The sequence below is a fragment of the Mordavella massiliensis genome, assembly GCF_016901695.1.
In the GTDB taxonomy this organism is placed as follows: domain Bacteria; phylum Bacillota; class Clostridia; order Lachnospirales; family Lachnospiraceae; genus Claveliimonas; species Claveliimonas massiliensis_A.
Genome location: NZ_JACJKS010000008.1, coordinates 50735 through 72235, shown reverse-complemented (window position 1 = coordinate 72235; position 21501 = coordinate 50735). Strand labels below are relative to the sequence as shown.

Below are 21501 nucleotides of genomic sequence, written 5' to 3'. Positions count from 1 at the left end.
TCAGGCGGCTCCCTCCTCGTCCTGCATGCCGCCCATGACCTTCCGGTTGATGACGGTCGTCAGGATGCAGGTGAGGACGTCGGACACCGCCTGGGCGCACTGAATGCCGAGGAGCCCCAGGAACCGGGGCAGGATGAGGAGGGCGGGGATGAAGAACAGGCCCTGCCGGGAGGCGGCCAGCACGGTGGCGGGCAGCGTCTTTCCCATGGTCTGCATCATCATGTTGTTCATGACGATCCAGCCGCTCAGGACAAAGGTGACGCACTGGAAGCGGAGGGCGGCCGTGCCGATGCGGATCACGTCCGGATCGTCCCGGAAGATCCCGATCAGGTGCCCGGAGAGGATCCCGCACAGGATGGACGCAAACAGGAGGGCGACGGTGGAAACCTTCACACAGAACCAGAATGCCTCCTTCACACGGCTGTTTTTCCCGGCCCCGTAGTTGAACCCGCACACGGGCTGAAAGCCCTGGCCGAACCCGATCAGGGCGGAGTTGGCGAACATCATGATGCGGCTGACGACGGACATGGCCGCGATGGCGGCGTCCCCGTACGGGTTGGCCGCGATGTTCAGGGTAGTCGTGGCAACGCTCCCCAGCCCCTGCCGGAACAGGGAGGGAAGGCCGCCTCCTGTGATCTCCCGGAGGCGCTTTGCCGTAAACCGCACGTTCCGGACGCGGACGGGCACGCAGCCGGAGATGCGCACGCCGGCCAGCAGGAGGCAGAAGCTGATGAACTGGCTGAGGATGGTGGCGATGGCCGCGCCGGAGATCCCCAGGTCAAGGACAAAGATGAAAACAGGATCCAGGATCACGTTGAGCACGCCTCCCGTGGTGATGCCGACCATGGAGAAGAAGGCGTTTCCCTGGAAGCGGATCTGGTTGTTGAGGACGAGCTGGGCCGTCATGTAGGGCGTGCCCAGCAGGATATAGCGCAGGTAGTCCTTCGTGTAGGGCAGGATCGTGTCCGTGGAGCCGAGCAGGCGGGACAGGGGCTCCAGGAAGGCAAGGCCCAGGATCATCAGAAGGATCCCCAGGGCGAAGGCCAGGAAAAAACCGGTGGCTGCCAGCTCCCCGGCCGCCTGCTCATCCCGGGAGCCGAGGTGGCGGGAGATGGAGTTCCCGGAGCCGTGCCCGCAGAAAAAGCCGAGCGCCTGGATGATGGCCATGACGGGGAAGACGATCCCCACCGCCGCGGTGGCGCTCGTGCCGATCCGGCCGACAAAGAAGGTGTCGGCCATATTGTAGAATGAGGTAATGAGCATGCTGATGATGGTGGGAACGGCAAGGCGGCCGATGAGGCCGGGGATGGGATCCTCCGTCATCATCTTGTATTTTTCGTCCTGGGACATGGTTTTTGGCATTTCGATCACTTCCTGCTGTTTCAAATGTATTCCTGTTATACTATATGATAGCACAGATGAGGACGGCCGGTCAGCTTTTTGAAAAAAGAAAAGCAAGTGGATTTAGCGTGGCGCAGCGCTGCCAAAGCGGATTGACAGACGTGCCCGGGATCCCTATAATGAATAAGTAAAAGAGCAGCAGCGAATTATAATCCTTATAGTTTGCGGCTGTTTTTTCGTGTATGAGAAAAAGAAGGAGGCGTACATTCATGAAGCGTATCAACTGGAAGGAGGCGGGCGTCGACATACTGGTGGACATTGCTGCGGGCATGGTTATCGCCGTCGGCATCTATAATTTTGCCCTCTATGCGAATTTCCCGGTGGCGGGGTTCTCCGGCATGGCGATCATCCTGTATCACCTGTTTGGCATACCTGTAGGAGCGGGAACGATCATCCTCAACGTGCCGGTAGCCATTTTCTGTTATAAATTCCTGGGAAGGACCTTTTTCCTGAAGTCGGTGAAGACGATGATCATCTCCTCCTTCCTGATGGACTACGTGTCGCCTCTGCTGCCGGTGTATGACGGGGACCGGCTGCTGGCGGCCCTGTGCATGGGCGTGCTGACGGGGATCGGGTACGCGCTGATCTTCATGCGCGGGTCCTCTACAGGCGGGCAGGACTTTATCAGCATGGCCATTAAGAAAGTGAAGCCCCACATGACGCTTGGTGTGATCACCTTTGTCCTGGATATGCTGACGATCCTTCTCGGAAGCGTGCTCGTGTTCAAGGATGTGGACGGGTTCATTTACGGCCTGATCGTCACATATCTGATGGCCACCGTGATGGACCGCATCATGTACGGCATCGACGAGGGGAAGATGACCCTGATCGTCACCGGGAAGGGAAAGGAGATGGCGGAGCAGATCGATCAGTATTCCGGCCGCGGCTCCACGATCATCCGGGGGACCGGCAGCTACACGGGCCAGGAGAAGGACATTGTCATGTGCGCCTGCAACAATAAGGAGATGTATACCATCAAGCGGCTGGCCCGGCGGATCGACCCGAAAGCCTTTACCATCATCATGGAGTCCAACGAGGTCGTCGGGGAGGGCTTTAAGGAGGAGCCGGGAGACCTGTAAAAGAGCCGCTTTGCTTGACAAAGCGGGGGGATACGGGGTTATAATATGCTCGTATTAATCTGTACAGAGAGAGGATCAGAAGATGAAGTTTAAAGAGAGAGACTTTATTCCCGTCCTGCTGGGAGGGGACATCAATACGTACAGCGTGGCCCGCGCCTTTTACGAACAGTATCAGGTGAAGACCTACGTCTTTGGGAAATACCAGACAGGGCCGAGCTACAACAGTCAGATCACGGTCTATGAAGGGAATCCCAGGATCGACACAGACGACTATTTCCTTGCCAGGATCCGGAAGTTTGCCGGGGAGCACAGTGATAAAAAGATCCTGCTCATCGGATGCGGGGACAGCTATGTGGCGCTGGCAAGCCGCCATAAGGATGAACTGCCGCAGAACGTGATCGCCCCCTATATTGATTTTGAACTGATGGACAGCCTGCAGCAGAAGGAGCGCTTCTACAGCCTCTGCGAGAAGCACGGGGTGGACTATCCGAAGACGATCGTGTACAAAAAGGAAATGGGATTTGACTTTGCCTGCGATTTTCCCTATCCGGTGATCCTGAAGCCGTCCAACAGCATCGCTTACTGGGAGCATCCGTTCCCGACCCAGAACAAGATCTATAAGCCGAAGAGCCGCAAAGAGCTGGAACAGATCATAAAGCAGATCTATGACGCGGGGTATGACGACGATCTGATCATCCAGGATATGATCCCTGGGAACGATGAGTACATGCGTGTGCTCACATCCTACTCGGACCGGAACGGCAAGGTGAAGATGATGTGTCTGGGCCATGTGCTTCTGGAGGAACATACGCCTCACGGACTCGGCAATCACGCGGTCATCATCACGGAGCCAAACAGGGAACTGATGGGAAGGGTCAGGAATCTCCTGGAGGACCTGCACTATGTAGGCTTTTCCAATTTTGATATAAAATACGACAGGAGGGACGGCACATACCGGTTCTTCGAGATCAATACAAGGCAGGGCCGGAGCAATTACTATGTGACGGGCTCCGGTTTCAATGTGGCAAAATATTTTGTGGAAGATTACATTTACAACCGGGATCTCCCCTATGAGGAAGCGACAGACGAGCACCTGTGGATGACTGTGCCAAAGGGGGTCGCCTACAGGCATGTCAAAGACCCTTCCATGGTGGCGAAGATGAAGAAACTGGTGCGCGAGGGGAAGATGGTCAATCCCGTATTTATGCGGGGGGATTTAAAGCCCATGCGGTTTCTGCGCATGCTGAAGACGCACTGGAAACAGTACGGCTATTTTAACAAATACTACCGCTAGAGCGGATAAGGGGAAGGGTTATGGAAGAGGGAAGAGTCAGAAAAAAACTTGGCGTTATCGGCGGAATGGGGCCTGAGGCCACAAGCTATTTTTATGAGAATGTGATCACCCACACGAAGGCCTCCAAAGATCAGGATCACATCGATATGGTGATCTTAAGCCACGCCGCCATACCGGACCGCACGGAGGCGATCCGGACCGGCGAGAGCGCGGAACTTGTCCGGATGCTGCAGGAGGACGCGCGGACGCTGGAGAAGCTCGGCGTGTCCAATATCGCCATTACGTGCAATACGTCTCACTATTATTATGAGCAGGTGCAGAAGGCCGTGTCCGTACCCATTATCAATATGATCCATGAGAGCGTGGCTTATGCGGTGCGGGAGCTGCCGGACGTCAGGCGCATCGGCATCATGGGGACAGACGGGACGATCGGTTCCAGGATCTATCACAGGGAATGCCGCGCGCTCGGGGTGACGCCGGTCAAACCGTCCCCGGAGCGGCAGAAGGATGTCATGTCCCTCATCTACGACGACATCAAGAGCGGAAAAAGAGGGGACCGGGCAAAATTTGACCGGGTCATGAGCGAATTTATGCGCAAAAACTGCGATGCGGTGATCCTGGCATGTACGGAACTGTCTGTATTTAAGGGGAAACACGAGATACCGACCATGTGTCTGGACGCGATGGATGTGCTGGTGCGGGAGGCGATCCTCCGGTCCGGCGCTGCGTATCAGTAGAGATCAATTTACCAAGGGAGATTGTTTCAAAATGGGAAAAATGCAATATTATACCGTGAAAGACTATGTGGAGATCCTGGAGGAGAACGGGCTGCTGCTTGAAGACGGCGCGAAAGAGGCAGGCGCGCAGGTGATCCGGACCATGACCTACAACTCCAAAGAAGCGGAGGCGGACACGCTGTTTATCTGCAAGGGGGCGGCTTTTAAGCCCATGTATCTGCGGGAGGCCGTGGAGCGAGGAGCCGTCTGCTATGTCAGTGAGAAGACGTTTGCGCCAGGGGAGAGCGTGCCCTATATACTGGTGAAGGATATCCGCAAGGCCATGTCCGTTCTCGCCAACTTCTTTTACAATAAGCCGTGGGAAGATCTGGTCGTGACCGGTATCGGCGGGACGAAAGGGAAATCCACATCTGCCTACTACATGAAAGCGGTCGTGGACGATTATATGGAAGCCCTGGGAAAGAAGGAGAGCGCCGTCATTTCCTCCATCGACATCTACGACGGGAAAAGCCTGGTGGAGTCCCATATCACGACGCCGGAGGCAGTTGAACTTCAGCAGCACCTGCGGAACGCGCTGGACAGCGGCATTGAGTATGCCGAGATGGAGGTGTCCTCCCAGGCGCTCAAGTACAACCGGGTGGACGGCATGCGGTTTGACGCGGCGGTCTTCCTCAATATTTCGGAGGATCATATCAGTCCCATTGAGCACGAGGATTTCGAGGATTACTTTACATCCAAGATGCGGATGTTTGAGAAAGCGGACCGGGCCTTTGTCAATCTGGACGCGGACTACACAGACCGCATCCTTACGTATGCAAAAGATGCAAAAGAAATGTATACTTTCAGCACGAAGAACCCGGAGGCGGACTTCTACGCCTATGCTGTGCGCAAGGAGGGACATGAGACGAAGTTTTCCGTCAAATGCGCGGAGTTTGACGAGGAGTTTGTCCTCACCATGCCGGGACTTTTTAATGTGGAGAACGCCCTGGGCGTCATCGCGGCAGCCACAAAACTCGGCATCCCGTCCGCGTATATCCACTCCGGGTTAAAGCGGGCCAGGTCCAGCGGCCGGATGGAGCTGTACGCAAGCCGGGATAAGGAAAAGATCGCCATCGTGGACTACGCCCATAACAAGCTGAGCTTTGAAAAGTTATTCTCTTCCATGCAGGCGGAATATCCGGACTACGACATCGTGTCCGTGTTCGGCTGCCCCGGAAAGAAGGCGCTTGTCCGCCGGCGGGATCTCGGGACAGTGGCGGGCCGGTACGCCAGGAAAGTATATCTTGCGGCTGAGGATCCGGGCTACGAGCCTGTGGCGGACATTTCCGCGGACATCGCCCGGTATGTGGCGGCTCAGAACTGTCCGTACGAGATGATCGAGGACAGGGGGGAAGCCATCCGCACAGCCATTGAGAAGTCGGAGGGGAAGACCCTTTTCCTGATAACGGGAAAGGGCGCGGAGACGCGGCAGAAATACGGAAGCGAGTACATCGACTGTCCGTCGGATGTGGAGTATGTGAAGAAGTATCTGGCGCAGTATGACGCGAAAGAGAAGTAGAGACGGGACCTTGTGCAGGGCAGCGCGGACAGCAAGTCCGGGCTGCCTTTGCTGACGGGAGAAATTTGACGGGAAATTTGACGCACGAAATCCGTTGACTTTGGACTGGCCGGTATGGGACAATTACAGATAAGGCCTATATCATTGGAGGCAGCTATGGAACTGCTCGATCTGCTCCCGCAGGTGCGGTACCGTGTGCTGCAGGGTACGGTCCGGCGGGAGGCGGGACAGGTGCGGTGTGACACGAGGGAACTTCAGGCGGGAGACGTTTTTGTGTGCGTGGAGGGATACCGGACGGACGGCCATCTGTTCGCCCGGGAGGCGGCGGCAAGAGGGGCGTCGGCCCTGGTCGTGAGACGGCCGGTGCGCTGTCCGGCGCAGGTGACGGTCCTGCAGGTGAGCGACACGAGGTGGGCCCTTGCGGCCATGTCGGCAGCCTGTTGGGAGTATCCGGCGGACGCGCTGCAGGTGACCGGGATCACCGGGACAAAGGGGAAGACGACGACGGCCTGGATGCTCCGGGAGATATTTAAGCAGGCGGGGAGGCGCTGCGGTCTTGTCGGAACCATCGAGACGGACACGGGGGAACGCCGGTTCCCAAGCGACCGGACGACGCCGGAGTCCTGCCGGCTCATGGAGTACTTCAGCCAGATGCGCAAGGCCGGCATGACGCACGCTGTCCTGGAGGTGTCCTCCCAGGCGCTGAAGCTGGAGCGGACGGCCTGCGTCCCGTTCCGGACAGGGATCTTTACCAATCTGGGCGAAGACCACATAGGCCCGGGCGAGCACGAAAGCCCTGCAAAGTACCGGCAGTGCAAGCATCTGCTCTTCCTCCAGTGCGAAGTGGGGATCGGAAACGCGGACGATCCCTGGTATGAAGAGATGTTTGCCCGCACGGGATGCCGGAAAGTCACCTTCGGCACGGGGGCCGGGGCAGACTACAGAGCCGTCCGGATCCGGCCCGTCAGGGACGGGGAGGGACCGGGCATGGCGTTTCAGATCGCGGGGTACGATGAAGAGATCCGCCTGCCCCTCCCGGGGATCTTCAATGTGTACAACGCCCTGGCGGCAGCGGCGGCAGCCCTTGACACAGGGGTTCCCTTTGCGGATGTGCGGGCAGCCCTCGCCGGCATTTCCGTGCCCGGGCGGATGGAGCGGATCCGCGCAGACGACGGCCGGCTTGTGTATGTTGACTACGCCCACAATGCCATGAGCCTTGAGAGCGCCCTCTTAACGCTCCGCCCCTGTGCGAGGGGGAGGCTGCTGACGGTCTTCGGATGCGGGGGAAACCGGGCCAGGCAGCGGCGCCGGGAGATGGGAAGGATCGCCGGCCGGCTGGCGGACACCGTCATCCTGACGAGCGACAATCCCCGGGATGAGGAGCCGGAGGCCATCCTCCGGGATATTGCGGCGGGGGTGGAGGAGACGTCCGGCGCCTGCCTGCTCGTCCCCGACCGGCGGGAGGCCGTGCGCCTGGCCGTCAGGCAGTGCCGCCCGGGGGATGTGCTCCTGGTGGCCGGGAAGGGGCATGAGACATACCAGGAGATACGCGGGGCGAGGCTTGCGCTGGACGACAGGGAGCTTGTGCGCGCCGCGCTTGACGGGGAGAAGAACAGACAGGGATGACAGGGAAGAAAATATGTACGCAGATATCATTGTAGACATTACAAATGAAAAACTGGATAAGATCTTTCAGTACCGCATTCCAAAGCGGCTGGACGGCCGGGTGAAGGTGGGGGCGGAGGTCCTCGTCCCCTTCGGCAGCGGCAACCGGCAGACGCGGGGCTATGTGGTGGGCTTTTCCGGGGAGCCGGGGTACGATCCGGCGAAGATCAAGGAGATCCTGGATATCCCGGAAAAAAGCGTGGCCATTGAGTCCCGGCTGGTGGCCCTGGCAGCCTGGATGAAGGAGTCCTACGGGGGCACCATGATCCAGGCCCTGAAGACGGTCCTGCCCATCAAGCGGAAGGAGCGGGAGCGCAGGAGGCAGACTCTTGTGCTTCAGTGCAGCAGGGCCGAGGCGGAGGAGAAGCTGGCCTGGTACGAGCGGAAGAACCAGAAGGCGCGGGCCCGGCTTTTGCGTGCCCTGATCGAGAGCCCGCGGGCGGATTACAGCCTCATCTGCGGGAAGCTCCAGATTACCCGCCCCGTCGTGCGGGCGCTGGAGGAGGCGGGCCTTGTATCTCTGGTGAGCGACAGGGTGTACCGGAACCCGGTGCGGCCGCGGCAGGCGGAGGAGTCCTGCATCACCTACACGCAGCCCCAGCAGGAGGCGGTCAGGCGGTTCGCTGAGGATTACGGCAGGGGACTCAGGCGCACCTATCTGGTGTACGGCGTCACCGGGAGCGGCAAGACAGAGGTCTATATGGCCATGATCCGCAAGGTGGTGGAGACGGGCAGGCAGGCGGTCATGCTTATACCGGAGATCGCCCTGACCTGGCAGACCGTCCTGCGCTTCCAGCGCATGTTCGGGGACCGGGTGTCGATCCTGAACTCCCGGATGTCCGCCGGGGAGCGGTATGACCAGATGCAGCGGGCGAAGAAGGGGGAGATCGATGTGATGATCGGGCCCCGCTCCGCCCTGTTTACGCCCTTCCCGAGGCTGGGGCTCATCGTCATCGACGAGGAGCATGAGAGCAGCTACAAGAGCGAGCAGGTGCCCCGGTACCACGCCAGGGAGACGGCCGGGGAGCGGGCCCGGCTGGAGGGGGCCGCCCTCGTGCTCGGGTCGGCCACCCCGTCCCTGGAGGCCTACAGCCGCTGCAAAAAGGGGGAGTACGTGCTCCTTCAGCTTCCCGCCAGGGCCGGGAGCGGCGCGCTGCCAAAAGTCTACGTGGAAGATATGCGAAGGGAGCTTAGGAGCGGGAACCGGTCCATCCTGAGCGACCGGCTGCGGACGCTTCTTACGGAGAGGCTGGACGCCGGGCAGCAGGCGATGCTCTTCCTCAACCGGCGGGGCTACGCGGGCTTTATCTCCTGCCGCGCCTGCGGCCATGTGATCAAATGCCCCCACTGCGATGTGTCTCTTTGCGCCCACCGGGGAGGCAGGCTTGTCTGCCACTACTGCGGGTACGAGACGGCGGCGGTCCGGAACTGCCCGGTCTGCGGTTCGCCCCACATCGGCGGCTTCCGGGCGGGGACCCAGCAGATCGAGGAGCTGGTGCGCCGGGAGTTCCCGGGCGCCCGGGTCCTTCGGATGGATGCGGACACCACCCGCACCAAGGACGGGCATGAGAAGATCCTCTCCGCCTTCGGGGACGGGGAGGCGGATATCCTCGTGGGCACCCAGATGATCGTCAAGGGGCATGATTTTCCAAATGTGACACTGGTGGGGATCCTGGCTGCGGACATGTCCCTCTACAGCGACGACTACCGGTCTGCGGAGCGGACCTTCCAGCTCCTCACCCAGGCGGCCGGCCGGGCCGGGCGCGGCGCGCAGGCCGGGGAAGTGGTCATCCAGACCTACAGCCCGGACCACTACAGCATTGAGACGGCGGCCCGGCAGGACTACGAGGCCTTCTACGAGGAGGAGATGCGCTACCGGGAACTGATGGGATACCCGCCGGCGGCCCATCTGCTGGCGGTGCTTCTGACCGGGGAGGACGAGGAGAAGCTGGGGACGGCGGCCGCCTACCTGAAGGAGTTTGCGGCGCGCCTGGGGGCATCGGGCCATCTTGCCGTCATCGGCCCGGCCAGCCCGTATGTGGGGAAGGTGAGCGACGTGTACCGAAAGATCCTCTACCTAAAATGCGGAAAATATGGTATGCTTGTTAAGGCAAAGGACCGGATGGAACAGTATATCGGGCTCAATTCCGGGTTCCGCGATATCCGGGTTCAGTTCGACTTTGACCCCATGAGCATTTTTTAGACAGACGACAAAAAGGAGCAGAGATAAATGGCGACAAGAAAGATAAGAGAACTGGGAGATGAGGTGCTGACCAAGCACTGCAAGGAAGTGACGAAGATGACCCTGCGCACGAAGATCCTGATCCAGGACATGCTGGATACCATGTACGAGGCTATGGGCGTGGGCCTTGCGGCGCCCCAGGTGGGGATCCTGAAGCGGATCGTGGTCATCGACGTGGGGGAGGGCCCCATCATCCTGATCAACCCGGAGATCCTGGAGACGTCCGGGGAGCAGACCGGCGAGGAGGGATGCCTGAGCGTGCCGGGCAAATCCGGGCAGGTGACAAGGCCTGACTACGTGAAAGTCCGGGCGCTGAACGAGGAGATGGAGGAGACCGAGCTGGAGGGGACAGGCCTTCTGGCCCGCGCTTTCTGCCACGAGATCGACCACCTGGACGGAAAGATGTATGTGGACCTTGTGGAGGGGGAGCTTCACGACGTGACGTATGACGAGGAGGATGAATAGATGCGCGTGATCTTTATGGGTACGCCGGACTTTTCCGTGGGAACGCTGGAGGCGCTTGTGCAGGCGGGCCACGAGGTGGTCCTGGCGGTGACGCAGCCGGATAAACCGAAGGGAAGAGGCGGGAAGATGCAGTACACGCCGGTGAAGGAGAAGGCGCTGGAATACGGCATACCGGTGTTCCAGCCCGCGAAGGTGCGGGAGCCGGCCTGCGTGGAAGAACTGGCCGGGTACCGGGCGGATGTGATCGTGGTCATCGCTTTCGGGCAGATCCTTCCCCGGTCCATCCTGGAACTGACTCCCTACGGGTGCATCAACGTGCATGCCTCCCTGCTGCCGAAATACCGGGGGGCGGCGCCCATCCAGTGGGCGCTCATCGACGGGGAGACGGTGACGGGCGTGACGACCATGCAGATGGACGAGGGGCTGGACACGGGAGATATGCTCCTGGAGACGGAAGTCCCCATCGGGGCGGACGAGACAGGCGGAAGCCTGCATGACAAGCTGGCGGCGGCCGGCGCAAAGCTGTGCGTGGAGACACTCAAAGCCCTGGAGGAGGGGACGGTGACGCCCCGGAAGCAGGGGGAGAGCCCGACAAAATACGCCCGCATGCTGGACAAAGAGCTGGGCAGGATCGACTGGAGCCGGGATGCGGCCTCCATCGAGCGCCTGATCCGGGGACTCAGCCCCTGGCCCAGCGCGTACACCCTCTGGGAGGGGAAGACCATGAAGATCTGGGCGGCAGAGGTGCTGGACGGGGACAGCGCGCTCCCCTGCGGCGCGGTGGCGGACGTGACAAAGACCGGTTTCTCGGTGCAGACGGGAAGCGGGCTTCTTCGCATCCTGGAGCTGCAGATCCCCGGGAAGAAGCGCATGAGCGCGGACGCGTTCCTGCGTGGCTACCGGATGGAGCCGGGGACCCGGCTCGGCGGAGAATAGACAGAAACGCATATAACACTTCCACAGGAGGTTGATCTCTATGATGTATCCAATGTATTACTCGCTTGATCCCACCTATCTGCTTGTCATAGCGGGCGTGCTCATCTGCCTGGCGGCTTCCGCCAGGATGCGCTCCACCTTTAGCAGGTATTCCAGGGTGCAAAGCAGAAGCGGCCTGACCGGCATGCAGGCGGCGCAGGAGATCCTGCGCCGGGCCGGCATTTACGACGTGCGCGTCGAGCGGGTGGCGGGCAACCTTACGGACCACTATGATCCGCGGTCGAAAGTGCTCCGCCTGTCCGACTCCACGTACCATTCCACATCCCTTGCGGCGGTCGGCGTGGCGGCTCACGAGTGCGGACATGCCATGCAGCACGCACAGGGGTATGCGCCCCTTAAGATCCGGGGCTCCCTTGTGCCCCTTGCGAACATGGGGAGCACGCTGGCCTGGCCGCTCATCATCATCGGCCTTATCTTTACCGGCAGATCCTCGGAGATGTTCCTGAACCTGGGGATCCTGGCCTTTTCCCTGGCCGTCCTCTTCCAGATCGTGACGCTGCCGGTGGAGTTCAATGCATCCAACCGGGCGATCCGGATCCTGGCAAGCTCGGGGATCATGTATGAGGATGAGCTTAAGGGGGCAAAGAAGGTTCTCGGCGCGGCGGCCCTCACCTATGTGGCAGGCGCGGCGTCATCGATCCTGCAGCTTCTGCGTATCATCCTGATCGCGGGCAACCGGAGAAGGTAGAGGGAGGATCCATGGCAAAGGTAAACACGAGGGACCTGGTGGTGGAGATCCTGCTCCTTGTCACCAGGGACGGACAGTACAGCCACATCGCGCTCGGCCAGGTGCTGGGGAAATACCAGTACCTCTCCAAGAGCGACAGGGCCTTCATCACAAGGGTGACCGAGGGCACGCTGGAGCGCATGATCGAGCTGGACTACATTACAGACCAGTTTTCAAAAGTGAAAGTAAAGAAGATGAAGCCCGTGATACGGGCGATTGTCAGGAGCGCGGTCTATCAGTTGAAGTACATGGACAGCGTTCCTGCTTCTGCTGTCTGCAACGAGGCGGTCAAGCTGGCTGCATCCAGGGGATTCGCAGGGCTGAAGGGCTTCGTGAACGGCGTGCTGCGCAGCATCGCCAGGGGGCTTGACAGCGTATCCTACCCGCCGGGGGACACGGCGGAGTACCTGAGCGTCGCCTACTCCATGCCCATGTGGATCCTGGAACAGTGGCTGCCGGTGTACGGGCGGGAGAGCGTGGAGCGGATGCTGCGGAATTTCCTGGAGGAAAAGCCCACCTCCGTCCGCTGCAATCTCCACCAGATCTCACGGGAAGACCTGAGGGAGAAACTGGAGAGGGAGGGCGTGACCGTGCAGGAGGTGCCGGATCTTCCCTGCGCCCTCCTCATCTCAGGCTATGACTATCTGGGGGCGCTCCCGAGCTTCCGCGACGGCGACTTCCAGGTGCAGGACGTCAGCTCCATGCTGGTGGCGGAGAAGGCGGACCCGCAGCCGGGCGACTATGTGATCGATGTCTGCGCGGCGCCCGGGGGCAAAGCCCTGCACCTTGCGGACAAGCTGGACGGCACGGGGATGGTGGAAGCCCGGGACATCAGCGACTACAAAGTGGGGCTGATCCGGGAGAACATCCGCCGCTCCCGCATGGAGAACATCCGGGCGGTGCGCCGGGACGCCACGGTTCCTGACGGGGACTCCGAAGAGAAGGCGGACATCGTGATCGCGGACCTGCCCTGCTCGGGGCTGGGCGTGCTGGGGCGCAAAAGCGACCTGAAATACCGGATGACAAAAGAGGACGAGGAGGAGCTGGCCGCGCTGCAGCGCCGCATCCTGTCCGTGGTACACCGGTACGTGAAGCCGGGCGGCAGACTTGTGTACAGCACCTGCACCATCAACCGGGGGGAGAACGAGGAGAACGCCGCCTGGTTCGCCCGGGAGTACCCGCAGTTTGCCATGGAGGAGGAAGAGCAGATCCTGCCGGGCGGGAAGGCGGGAGACGGCTTCTACATCGCATGTTTCAGAAAGGAGGGCTAGGCGTGCCGGAAAAGAAGGATATCTGTTCCCTCACATATGAGGAGCTTGTCCGGGAGATGGAGGCGGCGGGAGAAAAGAAATTCCGGGCCGGGCAGATCTGCCAGTGGCTCCACGTGAAGCTGGCGGACAGCTTCGGGGAGATGACGAATCTGTCCGTGGCCCTCAGGGAAAAGCTGAGCCGTGACTATGAGATCGCCAGGGTGGATCTTGTGGAGCGGCAGATCTCCAAAGCGGATCCCACGGAGAAGTTCCTCTTTGAACTTGCGGACGGGAACATGGTGGAGAGCGTGCTCATGAAATACGACTACGGCAATTCCGTGTGCATCTCCTCCCAGGCCGGCTGCCGGATGGGGTGCCGGTTCTGCGCCTCCACCATCGGCGGCCTGAAGCGGAACCTGAAGACGTCCGAGATGCTCCGGCAGGTGTACCAGATCCAGAAGATCACCGGGGAGCGGGTGTCCAACATTGTGGTCATGGGGACCGGGGAGCCGCTTGACAATTACGACAATTTCGTGCGCTTTGTCCGCATGATCAGCGCGCCGGAAGGGCTGCATATCAGCCAGCGGAACATCACCGCCTCCACCTGCGGCATTGTGCCGGGGATCTACCGGCTGGCCGACGAGGGGCTGCAGATCACCCTCGCCCTCTCCCTGCACGCGGGCACGCAGGAGAAGCGAAAGAGCCTCATGCCGGTGGCGAACACCTATGAACTTAAGGATGTGCTGGCAGCCTGCGATGCGTATTTTGAGAAGACCGGCAGGCGGATCACATTTGAGTACAGCCTCGTGAAGGGCGTCAACGACACGGACGAGGACGTGGAGGACCTGACCCGCATCGCGGGGCACAGGAACTGCCATATCAACCTCATCCCGGTGAACCCGGTGCGGGAGAGGAGCTACCAGCGGCCGAGCCGCCAAAATGCCCTCAAATTCCAAAATAAACTTGAAAAAAACGGAATTAATGTTACTATAAGAAGGGAAAGAGGCTCCGATATAGACGGGGCCTGCGGACAGTTGCGGAGACGGTATGCGGACGCAGGAAAGGAATAGGCAGATGAAATATTACGCGCTGACGGATGTGGGAAGAAGACGGGAAGTGAATCAGGACTACGTATTTGCGACAGACGAACCTATTGGGCCCTTCCCCAACCTTCTGGTCGTGGCCGACGGCATGGGCGGCCATAAGGCGGGTGATTTCGCCTCCAAGTTCACGGTGGAGACACTGAAGAGGGAACTGGAAAAGAGCGGAACCGGCAGGCCGGATGAGATCCTTAAGTCAGCCATTGATACGGCAAACCGCAAACTGATCGCAGAGGCTGCGCGTGATGTGAAGCTGGAAGGTATGGGGACGACCCTGGTGGCCGCCACGGTCATCGGGAACACTCTGCACTTTGCCAACATCGGCGACAGCCGGCTCTATCTGATCAGCGACAATATCCGGCAGCTCTCCAAAGACCATTCCCTCGTGGAGGAGATGGTCCGGCTCGGCGGGATCCGGGAGGAGGAAGCAAGGAACCACCCGGACAAGAACATCATCACGAGAGCCATGGGAGTAAAGGACGAGGCGGAGGCCGATTTCTATGAGTTCCGCATCAGCAGGGGAGACAAGATACTGATGTGCACGGACGGCCTGAGCAATATGGTGGAGGACGAGACCATGTTCAGCATCGTGAAAGGCTCCAGGGATATCATAGAAGCCGTGCATATGCTGATCGATCAGGCAAATGAAAACGGAGGCAGAGATAATATAGGGGTTGTGATGGCGGAGCCCATCGCGGATGAGGTAGGTACATGGTAAGAGATGGTATTTTTTTGGGAAACAGGTATGAGGTAATCGAGAAGATCGGCGCAGGCGGCATGGCGGACGTGTACAAAGGGAAGGACACGATGCTGAACCGCTATGTCGCGATCAAGGTTCTGAAGAAGGAGTTCCGCGAGGACGATTCGTTTGTGAAGAAGTTCCGCTCGGAGGCGCAGGCGGCTGCAGGGCTGCTGCACCCCAATGTCGTCAATGTGTACGACGTGGGGGAGGACAGGGGACTTTACTATATGGTCATGGAGCTCGTGGAAGGGATCACCCTGAAGGAGTACATTGACCGGAAGAAGCGCCTCTCTGCAAGAGAGGTCATCAGCATTGCCATTCAGATGTGTTCGGGCATTGAAGCTGCCCACAGCCATCATATCATACACAGGGACATCAAGCCCCAGAATATCATCATATCCAACGACGGAAAAGTGAAAGTGACAGACTTTGGAATCGCCAGGATGGTCACGTCCACGACGACTACGACCGTGGCGATGGGATCTGTCCACTATACATCCCCGGAACAGGCCCGGGGCGGCTACAGCGATGAGAAGAGCGACATCTACTCCATCGGCATCACGCTGTATGAGATGGTGACCGGCCGGGTTCCCTTTAACGGGGAAAGCACGGTGGAGGTCGCCATGAAGCACCTGCAGGAGGAGATCACGCCTCCCTCCGAGCTGGTGCCGGATATCCCGTACAGCCTGGAGCAGATCATCTTAAAGTGCACCCAGAAAAATTCGGAGCGCAGATACGGGGATGTGGGAGAGCTGATCCAGGATCTGAAGCATTCCCTCGTGGATCCGGAGGGGGATTTTGTGAAGATCATCCCTGTAGGAAATGCGGATACCGTGATCATCACAGAGGACGAGCTGGACGATATCCGCAGTTCCTATGGAGATGAGGATGAGGAAGAAGAGGACGACTACGGCGACGGCGACTACGGCGAGGAGGAAGACGGGGAGGAGCACGACAGCGATGAAGTGAACCCCCGCATGAACAAGGTCATCCGGATCATGACCATCGTGGTGGCGGTCATCATCATCCTTGTCCTGGCCCTTGTGGTAGGCCGGGCCGCCGGCCTGTTCCGGTTCGGCGGGTCTGAGACCAAGCAGGAGCAGGACAGCGGGGAAGTGAAAGTGCCGGACGTGGTCGGCAAGACCCTTGACGAGGCAAAGAAGGAACTCAATGAGGCCGGCCTTGGCTGGAAGATCGGCAAGCAGGAGGAGTCCGCAAAGTATGAGAAGGGGCTTGTCATGAGCCAGGATCCGGCGGACGGCGAGATGGTGAAGAAGAACACCCAGATCACCCTGGATGTGAGCACCGGAAAGGCCGACGAGAAGGTGGCCGTGCCCGACGTGGTCGGCAAGGACGAGGCCGAGGCCCAGAAGAAACTGGAGGACGCGGGATTCAAGGTCGCGTCTGAAGCCGTGTACAGCAGCCAGCCCCAGGGTGAAGTCGTGAGCACGGATCCGAAGGCGGGCACAGAGGCGGCCAAAGGTTCTACGGTGACGATCCAGGTGAGCAAGGGCGAGGAGAAGATCACCGTGACAGATGTGCGGGGCCAGGATGAGAATACGGCCAAGAGCACCCTGTCCGGCCAGGGGCTGAATGTAACAGTGACCACCGACTACAGCGACAGCGTCGCCAAGGGCTGCGTCATCTCCCAGGATCCGGCCGGAGGGACCAAGGTGGATGACGGAACCAGTGTGAATCTCGTGGTGAGCCTTGGACCGAAGCCGGCGGAAAAGGTGAGCGTGCCGGATGTGCGGGAGGTGTCTGAGAGCAGCGCCCGGCAGATGCTGAGCAGCGCAGGCCTTACGACGGCGGGCCAGAGTCAGTACCAGTATGACGCGTTCGTGCCGGAGGGATATGTGATCGGCTGTAATCCGGGCATCGGCACGAGTGTGGAGAAAGGGACCACCGTAACGCTGATCGTGAGCAAAGGACCGGAAGCCAGCCGGGAGCCGGAAGAGTCTGAGCAGCCGGGCAATGGCGGCGGGGAACAGTAATACATGCAGGGAAAGATCATAAAAGGAATTGCCGGATTCTACTACGTCCATGTAGCGGGATCCGGTATTTACGAGTGTAAGGCAAAAGGCATTTTCAGAAAAGAGAACAGAAAGCCCCTGGTGGGGGACAATGTGGAGATCGAGGTGCTGGACGAGAAGGACCGGGAGGGGAGCCTGGTGGGCATCCTGCCCCGGAAAAACGAGCTGATCCGACCGGCTGTGGCCAATGTGGACCAGGCTCTCGTCGTGTTTGCGGCGGCCAGGCCGGATCCCCACCTGAACCTGCTGGACCGTTTTCTTGTCATGATGGAGAGAAAGGGGATCCCGGCCATCCTGTGCTTCAACAAGACGGATATCGCGGGAGACCCGCGGATCCGGGAGCTGGCGCAGACCTACAGGGACTGCGGATGCCGGATCCTGTTCACCAGCGCGAAGAAGCAGGAAAACATCCGGCAGCTTCTCGGGCTGCTGCAGGGGAAGACGACCACGGTGGCCGGCCCCTCCGGCGTGGGGAAGTCATCGCTCATCAATCTCCTGCAGGGGGACGTCTGTATGGAGACGGGGGCCATCAGCGAGAAGATCGGGCGGGGAAGGCACACGACCCGGCACGCGGAACTGATCGCCATCGACGAGGAGTCCTACATCATGGATACGCCGGGGTTCAGCTCCCTCTATACCAACGATTTTGAGAAAGAGGAGCTGAAGCAGTACTTCCCCGAATTCCATCCCTTCGAGGGACTGTGCCGGTACAGCGGCTGCGACCATGTGCACGAGCCGGGCTGCGCCGTGAAGGAGGCTGTGGAGGAGGGGAAGATCCACAGGACCCGCTATGAGAACTATCTGGAGATGTACGAGGAGTTAAAGAATAAAAGGAGGTACTGAGACATGAACTACATGCTGGCGCCGTCCATTCTGGCGGCGGATTTTACGAATCTGGGAGAAGAGATGAAAAAGACGGAAGACAACGGCGCGTCCTGGCTGCATTTTGACGTCATGGACGGCATGTTTGTCCCCAGTATCTCTTTTGGCATGCCGGTCCTTAAGTCCATCAGGAAGGCCACCGGGCAGTTCATGGACGCCCACCTGATGGTGCAGGACCCGGTCCGGTATATCGAGGCGTTCCGGGACGCCGGCGCGGACGGGGTGACGGTGCACCTGGAGGCCTGCCCGGACGTGGGGGCGGCACTTGAGAAGATACACGCCTGCGGGATGAAGGCCGGGCTGTCCATCTGCCCGGAGACGGCGGCCTCTGAGGTGGAGGCGTATCTGGACCAGGTGGAACTTGTTCTTGTCATGTGCGTCCATCCGGGCTTCGGCGGGCAGAAGTTTATCCCGGAGTCGCTTGAGAAGATCCGGGCCGTGCGGGACATGGCCGTAAAGCGGGGGAAGGAGCTCAACATCCAGGTGGACGGCGGCATCTATCTGACCAATGTCCGGGAGGTGCTGGATGCGGGCGCCAATGTGATCGTGGCGGGCTCCGCCGTGTTCGGCGGCGATCCGGCGGAAAACACGAAAAAGTTTATGGAGATACTGCGAAGCTATGAGTAAGAGAATTGTGATCGTATCCGGCGGGAAGCTGGAGGAAACGGTCTGCCTCCCCATCCTGGAGGGGCAGGAAGAAGGGTACATCATCGGCGTGGACCGGGGGGTGGAGTTCCTGTACCGGCATCAGATCATGCCGGACTATATTGTGGGGGATTTTGACAGCGTAAGAAAAGAAGTGGTGGACTACTACCGCAACGAGACCCATGTGGGGATCCGGGAATACAATCCGGTAAAGGATGCGTCCGACACAGAGATCGCCATCCGTCTCGCCATGACCCTCGGCGGGACAGATCTTGTGATCCTGGGGGCCACCGGCGGCCGGATCGATCATCTGTGGGCAAATGTACAGTCCCTGTCGATCCCGTTCAAGGCGGGCGTGCACGCCGAGATCCTGGACAGCCGGAACAGGATCCTCCTCCTGGGAGAGGGGGAGACCCATCTGAAGAAAAGCGAGGCGTACGGCCCTTACTTTTCCGTGTTCCCTCTGGGGACGGAGGTCTACGGCTTTACGATCGAAGGCGCAAAATACCCGCTGCAGGACCATGTGCTGACCCCTTACGACAGCCTGTGCGTCAGCAATGAGATCGCAGAGGACGAGGTTGTGATCCGTTTTACGACAGGGATCGTGATCCTGATGGAGACGCGGGACAGGGCGTCGCAGTAAAAGGGTGAACCCCGAAAAGACTAAAAAATAAAGGAGACGTGAAGATATATGAAACTGGGAATCGTGGGCCTTCCCAACGTGGGGAAGAGCACCTTATTCAACTCACTGACAAAAGCAGGCGCGGAGTCTGCCAACTACCCCTTCTGCACCATCGACCCCAACGTGGGCGTGGTGACTGTGCCGGACGAGAGGCTGAACGTGCTGGGGGAGATGTACCACACGAAAAAGATCATCCCGGCAGCCATTGAGTTCGTGGATATCGCGGGCCTTGTAAAAGGCGCGTCCAAGGGGGAGGGACTGGGGAACCAGTTCCTGGCCAACATCCGCGAGGTGGACGCCATCGTCCATGTGGTGCGCTGCTTTGAGGACAGCAACATCGTCCATGTGGACGGGAATATCGATCCCATGCGGGACATCGAGACCATCAATCTGGAACTTGTCTTCTCCGACCTGGAGATCCTGGAGCGCCGGATCGCCAAGACGACAAAAGTGGCGCGCAACGACAAGACGGCCGCCAAGGAGCTGAAGCTGCTGGAGAAGATAAAGGCCCATCTGGAAGAAGGAAAGCTCGCCAAGAGTTTTGACGGCGCGGAGGATGAGGAGGAGCAGGCGTGGCTGGAGAGCTACAATCTCCTCACCTGGAAACCGGTGATCTTTGCCGCCAACGTGGCGGAGGACGACCTGGCGGACGACGGCGCCTCCAATGCGGGCGTGCAGGCTGTGAGGGAGTACGCGGCGTCGGAAGGATTTGAAGTGTTTGTCGTGTGCGCCCAGATCGAGCAGGAGATCGCGGAGCTGGACGAGGACGAGAAGAAGATGTTCCTGGAGGACCTGGGGCTGTCCGAGTCCGGTCTGGAGAAGCTCATCAAGGCAAGCTACCGCCTGCTCGGACTCATCAGCTACCTGACGGCGGGCGAGCCGGAGGTGCGCGCCTGGACGATCAAAAAGGGCACCAAAGCGCCCCAGGCTGCCGGCAAGATCCACTCCGACTTCGAGAGGGGCTTCATCCGCGCGGAGGTGGTCGCCTACGACGATCTCATCGCCTGCGGGTCCCACAACGCGGCGAAAGAGAAGGGGCTAATCCGCCTGGAAGGCAAGGACTATGTCGTGCAGGACGGCGATATCATGCTGTTCCGGTTTAACGTATAAGAGGCATCATACTATGCATACATTCATTGATTTTCCCAACCTGGGCATCCACCTGGAGCACGTGGGCAAGACGCTGACTGTCTTTGGCTTTGACATCGCCTACTACGGCATCGTCATCGGCCTTGGCATGCTGGCGGGGATCGGGATGGCGATGATGGAGGCGAAACGGACGGGCCAGAACCAGGAGGACTACCTGGATCTGGCTATCTTTGCCATTATCTTCGGCATCATCGGCGCCCGGATCTACTACGTGGTATTTGCCTGGGACATGTACAGAGACAACCTGCTGGAGATCTTCAACACCCGGCACGGCGGCCTGGCCATCTACGGCGGCGTCATCGCGGCGGTCATCACGGTGTTCGCGGTGGCCCGCGTCAAGAAGCTTTCCGTGGCCCTCATGCTGGACACGGCCGGGCTTGGCCTTGTCACCGGCCAGATGATCGGCCGGTGGGGCAACTTCTTTAACCGGGAGGCCTTCGGCGAGTACACGGACAGCCTCTTTGCCATGCGCCTTCCCGTGGACGCGGTGCGCGCATCGGACCTGACGGAGGCGATCCGGGCCCACGAGGAAACGGTGGGCGGCATATCCTGCATCCAGGTGCACCCCACCTACCTCTACGAGTCGGTGTGGTGCCTGCTCGTCCTCGCATGCATGCTCCTCTACAGGACGCGCAAAAAGTTTGACGGGGAGGTGTTCCTCCTCTATCTGGCACTCTACGGGGCGGGGCGGTTCTGGATCGAGGGGCTGCGCACGGACCAGCTCCTTATCCCGGGCACGGAAGTTCCGGTGTCCCAGCTTCTGGCCGGCGTTCTCGTGATCGTGTCGGCGGTGTGGATCCTGTGCGGCAGGCGGGGGTTTGTACCGAAAAAGAAACAAAAGAAAACAGAGTAAA

19 protein-coding genes are annotated in these 21501 nt (G+C 59.9%); 18 read left to right on the top strand and 1 reads right to left on the bottom strand.

All coding sequences use genetic code 11. The features are described 5' to 3' along the window. Complete coding sequence (locus tag H6A20_RS07400; protein WP_204906499.1) at positions 1-1362, bottom strand: MATE family efflux transporter; 1362 nt, start codon at positions 1360-1362, stop codon at positions 1-3. Positions 1363-1610: 248 nt separating this feature from the next. Between H6A20_RS07400 and H6A20_RS07395 the strand changes: the two genes are divergently transcribed. The 18 genes from H6A20_RS07395 to lgt all read left to right on the top strand — a co-directional run bounded on the left by H6A20_RS07395 (position 1611) and on the right by lgt (position 21500). Next, positions 1611-2480: a YitT family protein gene (locus H6A20_RS07395; protein WP_204906498.1), complete on the top strand. Its 870-nt coding sequence runs from the start codon at positions 1611-1613 to the stop codon at positions 2478-2480. Between the two features lie 82 nt (positions 2481-2562). Continuing rightward, the gene (locus H6A20_RS07390) at positions 2563-3774 is read left to right on the top strand and encodes a carboxylate--amine ligase (protein WP_204906497.1); all 1212 of its coding nucleotides are present in this window, start codon (positions 2563-2565) and stop codon (positions 3772-3774) included. A 20-nt stretch (positions 3775-3794) separates the two neighbouring features. Continuing rightward, positions 3795-4511, top strand: a complete 717-nt coding sequence (gene cuyB, locus H6A20_RS07385; protein ID WP_204906496.1) for a cysteate racemase — start codon at positions 3795-3797, stop codon at positions 4509-4511. 55 nt (positions 4512-4566) lie between these two features. Continuing rightward, on the top strand, positions 4567-6069 hold the full coding sequence (locus tag H6A20_RS07380; RefSeq protein ID WP_338106629.1) for a Mur ligase family protein: 1503 nt from the start codon (positions 4567-4569) through the stop codon (positions 6067-6069). 156 nt (positions 6070-6225) lie between these two features. Beyond that, positions 6226-7695 carry a UDP-N-acetylmuramoyl-L-alanyl-D-glutamate--2,6-diaminopimelate ligase gene (locus H6A20_RS07375; RefSeq protein WP_204906495.1) on the top strand — a complete coding sequence of 490 codons (1470 nt, stop codon included), beginning with the start codon at positions 6226-6228 and terminating at the stop codon, positions 7693-7695. 13 nt (positions 7696-7708) lie between these two features. Next, complete coding sequence (priA, locus tag H6A20_RS07370) at positions 7709-9937, top strand: replication restart helicase PriA (protein WP_204906494.1); 2229 nt, start codon at positions 7709-7711, stop codon at positions 9935-9937. A 27-nt stretch (positions 9938-9964) separates the two neighbouring features. Next, entirely contained in the window at positions 9965-10441 is a 477-nt protein-coding gene (gene def / locus H6A20_RS07365; RefSeq protein ID WP_204906493.1) for a peptide deformylase, read from the top strand. Then, positions 10442-11377 (top strand): methionyl-tRNA formyltransferase, encoded by a 936-nt coding sequence (gene fmt / locus H6A20_RS07360; protein WP_204906492.1) that lies wholly within the window; start codon positions 10442-10444, stop codon positions 11375-11377. Between the two features lie 40 nt (positions 11378-11417). Beyond that, positions 11418-12125: a zinc metallopeptidase gene (locus H6A20_RS07355; RefSeq protein ID WP_204906491.1), complete on the top strand. Its 708-nt coding sequence runs from the start codon at positions 11418-11420 to the stop codon at positions 12123-12125. Between the two features lie 11 nt (positions 12126-12136). Next, on the top strand, positions 12137-13435 hold the full coding sequence (rsmB, locus tag H6A20_RS07350) for a 16S rRNA (cytosine(967)-C(5))-methyltransferase RsmB (RefSeq protein WP_204906490.1): 1299 nt from the start codon (positions 12137-12139) through the stop codon (positions 13433-13435). Continuing rightward, positions 13414-14484 (top strand): dual-specificity RNA methyltransferase RlmN, encoded by a 1071-nt coding sequence (gene rlmN / locus H6A20_RS07345; RefSeq protein WP_204906489.1) that lies wholly within the window; start codon positions 13414-13416, stop codon positions 14482-14484. The genes rsmB and rlmN overlap by 22 nt, the downstream gene beginning before the upstream one ends. Positions 14485-14488: 4 nt before the next feature. After that, positions 14489-15232, top strand: a complete 744-nt coding sequence (locus H6A20_RS07340; protein WP_204906488.1) for a Stp1/IreP family PP2C-type Ser/Thr phosphatase — start codon at positions 14489-14491, stop codon at positions 15230-15232. 14 nt (positions 15233-15246) lie between these two features. Continuing rightward, the gene (pknB, locus tag H6A20_RS07335; RefSeq protein WP_338106627.1) at positions 15247-17250 is read left to right on the top strand and encodes a Stk1 family PASTA domain-containing Ser/Thr kinase; all 2004 of its coding nucleotides are present in this window, start codon (positions 15247-15249) and stop codon (positions 17248-17250) included. Between the two features lie 3 nt (positions 17251-17253). Continuing rightward, entirely contained in the window at positions 17254-18132 is an 879-nt protein-coding gene (rsgA, locus tag H6A20_RS07330; RefSeq protein WP_204906486.1) for a ribosome small subunit-dependent GTPase A, read from the top strand. 3 nt (positions 18133-18135) lie between these two features. Then, positions 18136-18798 (top strand): ribulose-phosphate 3-epimerase, encoded by a 663-nt coding sequence (gene rpe / locus H6A20_RS07325; protein WP_204906485.1) that lies wholly within the window; start codon positions 18136-18138, stop codon positions 18796-18798. Beyond that, the gene (locus tag H6A20_RS07320) at positions 18791-19459 is read left to right on the top strand and encodes a thiamine diphosphokinase (protein ID WP_204906483.1); all 669 of its coding nucleotides are present in this window, start codon (positions 18791-18793) and stop codon (positions 19457-19459) included. Before rpe ends, H6A20_RS07320 begins: the two co-directional genes overlap by 8 nt. A gap of 48 nt (positions 19460-19507) precedes the next feature. Further along, positions 19508-20608 (top strand): redox-regulated ATPase YchF, encoded by a 1101-nt coding sequence (gene ychF, locus H6A20_RS07315; RefSeq protein WP_204906481.1) that lies wholly within the window; start codon positions 19508-19510, stop codon positions 20606-20608. A gap of 13 nt (positions 20609-20621) precedes the next feature. Continuing rightward, the gene (gene lgt / locus H6A20_RS07310; protein ID WP_204906480.1) at positions 20622-21500 is read left to right on the top strand and encodes a prolipoprotein diacylglyceryl transferase; all 879 of its coding nucleotides are present in this window, start codon (positions 20622-20624) and stop codon (positions 21498-21500) included. The last annotated feature ends 1 nt before the right edge of the window (position 21501 follow it).